Source organism: Spirosoma litoris (genome assembly GCF_054776755.1).
In genome coordinates, this window is record NZ_BAAHBI010000049.1 from 1 (window position 1) to 3,582 (window position 3,582).

General features: G+C 43.6%; 6 protein-coding genes. 5 read left to right on the forward strand and 1 reads right to left on the reverse strand.

What is annotated here, in order from left to right:
* Positions 1-132: 132 nt before the first annotated feature.
* The 5 genes from ACYVGR_RS27145 to ACYVGR_RS27165 all read left to right on the forward strand — a co-directional run bounded on the left by ACYVGR_RS27145 (position 133) and on the right by ACYVGR_RS27165 (position 2,111).
* Positions 133-492 carry an ISAon1 family transposase N-terminal region protein gene (locus ACYVGR_RS27145; RefSeq protein ID WP_460962735.1) on the forward strand — a complete coding sequence of 120 codons (360 nt, stop codon included), beginning with the start codon at positions 133-135 and terminating at the stop codon, positions 490-492.
* A complete protein-coding gene (locus tag ACYVGR_RS27150; protein ID WP_460962737.1) occupies positions 489-782 on the forward strand; it encodes a hypothetical protein in 294 nt (97 codons plus the stop codon). Before ACYVGR_RS27145 ends, ACYVGR_RS27150 begins: the two co-directional genes overlap by 4 nt.
* Positions 727-1,215 carry an ISL3 family transposase gene (locus ACYVGR_RS27155; protein WP_460962739.1) on the forward strand — a complete coding sequence of 163 codons (489 nt, stop codon included), beginning with the start codon at positions 727-729 and terminating at the stop codon, positions 1,213-1,215. The genes ACYVGR_RS27150 and ACYVGR_RS27155 overlap by 56 nt, the downstream gene beginning before the upstream one ends.
* A gap of 1 nt (position 1,216) precedes the next feature.
* A complete protein-coding gene (locus tag ACYVGR_RS27160; RefSeq protein ID WP_460962741.1) occupies positions 1,217-1,507 on the forward strand; it encodes a transposase in 291 nt (96 codons plus the stop codon).
* Positions 1,508-1,802: 295 nt separating this feature from the next.
* Positions 1,803-2,111 carry a type I restriction-modification system subunit M N-terminal domain-containing protein gene (locus tag ACYVGR_RS27165; RefSeq protein WP_460962743.1) on the forward strand — a complete coding sequence of 103 codons (309 nt, stop codon included), beginning with the start codon at positions 1,803-1,805 and terminating at the stop codon, positions 2,109-2,111.
* Here the strand turns inward: ACYVGR_RS27165 and ACYVGR_RS27170 are convergent.
* Positions 2,079-3,074, reverse strand: a complete 996-nt coding sequence (locus ACYVGR_RS27170) for an IS4 family transposase (RefSeq protein WP_460962745.1) — start codon at positions 3,072-3,074, stop codon at positions 2,079-2,081. The two genes, ACYVGR_RS27165 and ACYVGR_RS27170, sit on opposite strands and share 33 nt — an antisense overlap.
* Positions 3,075-3,582: the final 508 nt, after the last annotated feature.

Consider the following 3,582-nt stretch of genomic DNA (forward strand, 5'->3'; position numbering starts at 1 on the left):
TATCGGCTCACCCAGTTATATGCTTAATTCAAGATGCTCCACAACTTTTGACCTTGATCCGAATCAAGGACAATACTTGTGGAGAGCATTGCATTTTTCTAGGTTTGTGCTTTCACCCAAGTCTCGCTCGTTTTGGAAAGTTTCTTGCCCTTAGTCGAATACCTCTTACCCGATTTCCTCTTATCGTATTATCAATTGACCCGTGTCGAGAAGGTCCCAGAGCTACTGCATCTGTATCTGGAAGAAAAGAACTATGAAGATGCCGATAGAGTAAAGCCAGATCTGCTCTCCAAAGGCTTTCTGCCAGTAATCACCATCCAGGATTTCCCTATTCGAGACAACCGAGTTTTCTTGCATATCAAACGCCGTCGCTGGCTCAATACGAAAACCGGTAAAATAGAACAACGGGACTGGAATCAAGTGGCACAGGGTACACGAATGACAACCGAGTTCGCACGGTCCGCCGTTGCGGCTTTTTTTAAACCAGGTTGACGGATTCGTTCCCCCACAATACCAGTAGCCTTGGCCGTTTGTATGGGGTAGATGGCAACCAACTAGCCCGACAATACCGGACTCACTTAAGCGATTTTCAGAACTGGCCCCAACGATCTCATGCCAAGCAGTGGTTGTTATTTCCTCAAAATCTAGGTACGCATCTCTCCTTGGATGAAACCAGCTTATCGCAGGGCGAACTCTATACCATCCTGACCAATAAAGCCGCTAAGGGTGGCAAGGTCGGACCGCCGATGCGGCAGTATCGTAGCCATTGTGGCGGGCACTAAGGGCGAAACCGTGATTCAGGTATTGAAACAACTATCACAGAAACAGCGCAATAAGGTAGCCGAGATTACCCTAGACATGGCGGGCAATATGGGGCTGATCGCCAAAAAATGTTTTCCCAAGGCGACTCAAGTGACTGACCGTTTCCATGTCCAGCAACTGGCCCTTGAAGCTGTTCAGGACATGCGCATCCACTACCGCTGGCAAGCCCTGGACGCCGAAAATGAGGCACTTGAGCAGGCCAAACTAACCGAAAGTGCTTATGAACCGGAACTGCTTGCCAATGGCGACACACTTAAGCAACTCTTGGCTCGCAGTCGCTATGTGCTCTATAAAAAGCCGACCGATTGGACACAAAGTCAGCAAGAGCGGGCGGCTTTGCTGTTTGGGCGTTATCCGGATTTGGAGAGGGCCGCATCGGCGGTCCGACTATGAATTGAGTCAGTCGCTGAGTCACATCTTTGAAAACACGACCAATAAGCTTTATGGCTTAGGCCGGTTGGCCAAGTGGCACGAAAAAGTACGCCAGGCCGGTTTCAAAGCCTTCAACACGGTGGCTCGTTCAATTCAAAACCACTACGAAACGATTCTGAATTACTTCGACAACCGCAGTACCAATGCCTCGGCTGAGTCGTTTAATGCCAAAATCAAGGCGTTTAGAAGTCAGTTCAGAGGGGTTCGGAATGTGGAGTTCTTCTTATATCGACTAACCCAGTTATATGCTTAATCCAAGTTGCTCCACAACTTTTGACCTTGATCCATAATGCGTTACTTTTAAGAATAAAAGCTAGGTTTCGCAGGAACAAAGATGGGCTTCTGCCATTTCCTCTCCGGTATCCAATCATTTAATAGTCAATGCTTAATAGTGTTTTCTTATTATTCTCTTGTAGATGACAGTATTTTATTCAAAAAATAGATTGAGAAAAAAAATATATTTGTGTTCAAACATAGACGATTGACAAGTAGACGTCAAATAGAAAAACCTTTTGTTGCCATATTGCCAATAATGTAACTTTATTTCCATGAATATCACTGCCAAACTTTGGAGCTTTTGCCATATACTCAGACATGATGGTATGGATTATGCTGACTATGTGGAGCAATTAACTTATTTACTATTTCTTAAAATGGCAGATGAAAATGGAATAAAAGTGCCTACTGGTTGTAGATGGCAGGAGATGTTAGAACTAAATGGAAAGGAATTAAATATTTTCTATGAAAATGCACTAAATACATTAAAAAATGAAGAAGGAATCTTAGGCCAAATTACTCTACATGATGAAATTTTGAACCAAGATTTAGGTAGACTTTATGGAGAGATCTTTGCCTAACCAACTCAGGTAATGTTCAAAAAGAATCAGACGGGTTTCAATGAATTTACAAGTATGACGCAACAGGTCTAACCCCTTTCGAAAGAATGAATTAGCCTTGTAGCCGTGGGCTTTGAGTCGAATTGATGAACGGTTTTGATGATAATAGCGGCCTACCTGCCAGCAAAATACAAAGGCTAAACTAGCCAAAGCTATCAGTTTCTTGAGCCGATCCAGAGCACTTAGATGCGTCTCTTCCAGACGAAAGCCTCGCTTTTTAAGGCTCTGAAAAAAAGTTTCGATGCTCCAGCGGTGGCGGTAGTGAGCAAAGAGTTTTTTTACGCTTAAAGAGCCACCTACCAATAGATAGTCGTTAGCGAGTTGCTTCAAGGCCATATTGAGCCGAACACCATCTACGATAACACCGTTAAAATAGCGTTCCTCCGATTGAGCCAGCAAGGTATCGGCCCGCCAGACCTCCCCATTACGAAGGGTGAGCAAGTGGGAAACGGGAAATCTGATAGCAAAACCTATGTGATTATCAATGAGCCACTTAAGCCATTTATGGCCGATGAACTCACGGTCACCTGTGAGCGACAGGATTCGCTCTTTACCAAACAAAGCCACAAACTCGTCCAATAAATCAATGCGTTCCTGAGCCTTCGAGTTGCCCTTTTTATCAAGCATCTGAATCAGAATAGGCAGGCCTACACCATGACTGTAAACCGTTAGGGTGAGGATGTTGATGTTTTGAGAGCCAAACTGCCAATTTGTGCGGTCAATACTGATGCGGCACTTTTGAGTCGGTACAAAGCTCATTAAGACGCAAGCTATAACCCGATAATCCAATTCATAGTGGGCAAAAAAAGCCTGAATCCGTCGCAGGTTTGATTCATCCTGAGCTGAGCCATTGAGTTTAGTGGCCAATTCGGGGAACTGGACGCTACGAGTCTCGATGATGCTGAAAATGAGGGCGAAAATCATTTTTAGACGGGCTAGATGCCAACGAGTACCTACTTGTTTGGTCGCTGATTGAAAGATTTGCTCTACCTTTGAGGAGTAATGGTCGATCATTACGGGGCTGGAGGGTTTGTTGCTTGGTCGCTACAAAGTTCCAGCCTTTTTCTTGGTTTCAAGTTTCATCATGTAGAGTATGAACCGTTAACAATCAATATGTTATATAGTGTTGATAGCATAGCAGAAAGGTAACTAAAAGGCTATCTTTCTATTAGGCCATTATAATACAATATTCTATTTTACGCTACATAATAAAGATCCACCGTATAATTTATGCTTAAAATCCTGATTCCTGGCTTTTATGTAGCTTGCTTTACAATGATGCAGTTTAGTCAATTTCGGGATAGAAAATAAGCCTCAGAGGATGATTTACTTCACCCTCTGAGGAATCGGTGTTTAGTTATAACCTGTCAATTTTAAAAATACCTGGGCGTCAGAATCCGATTCTTCCCGAAGCCAAACTCATACCGAATCA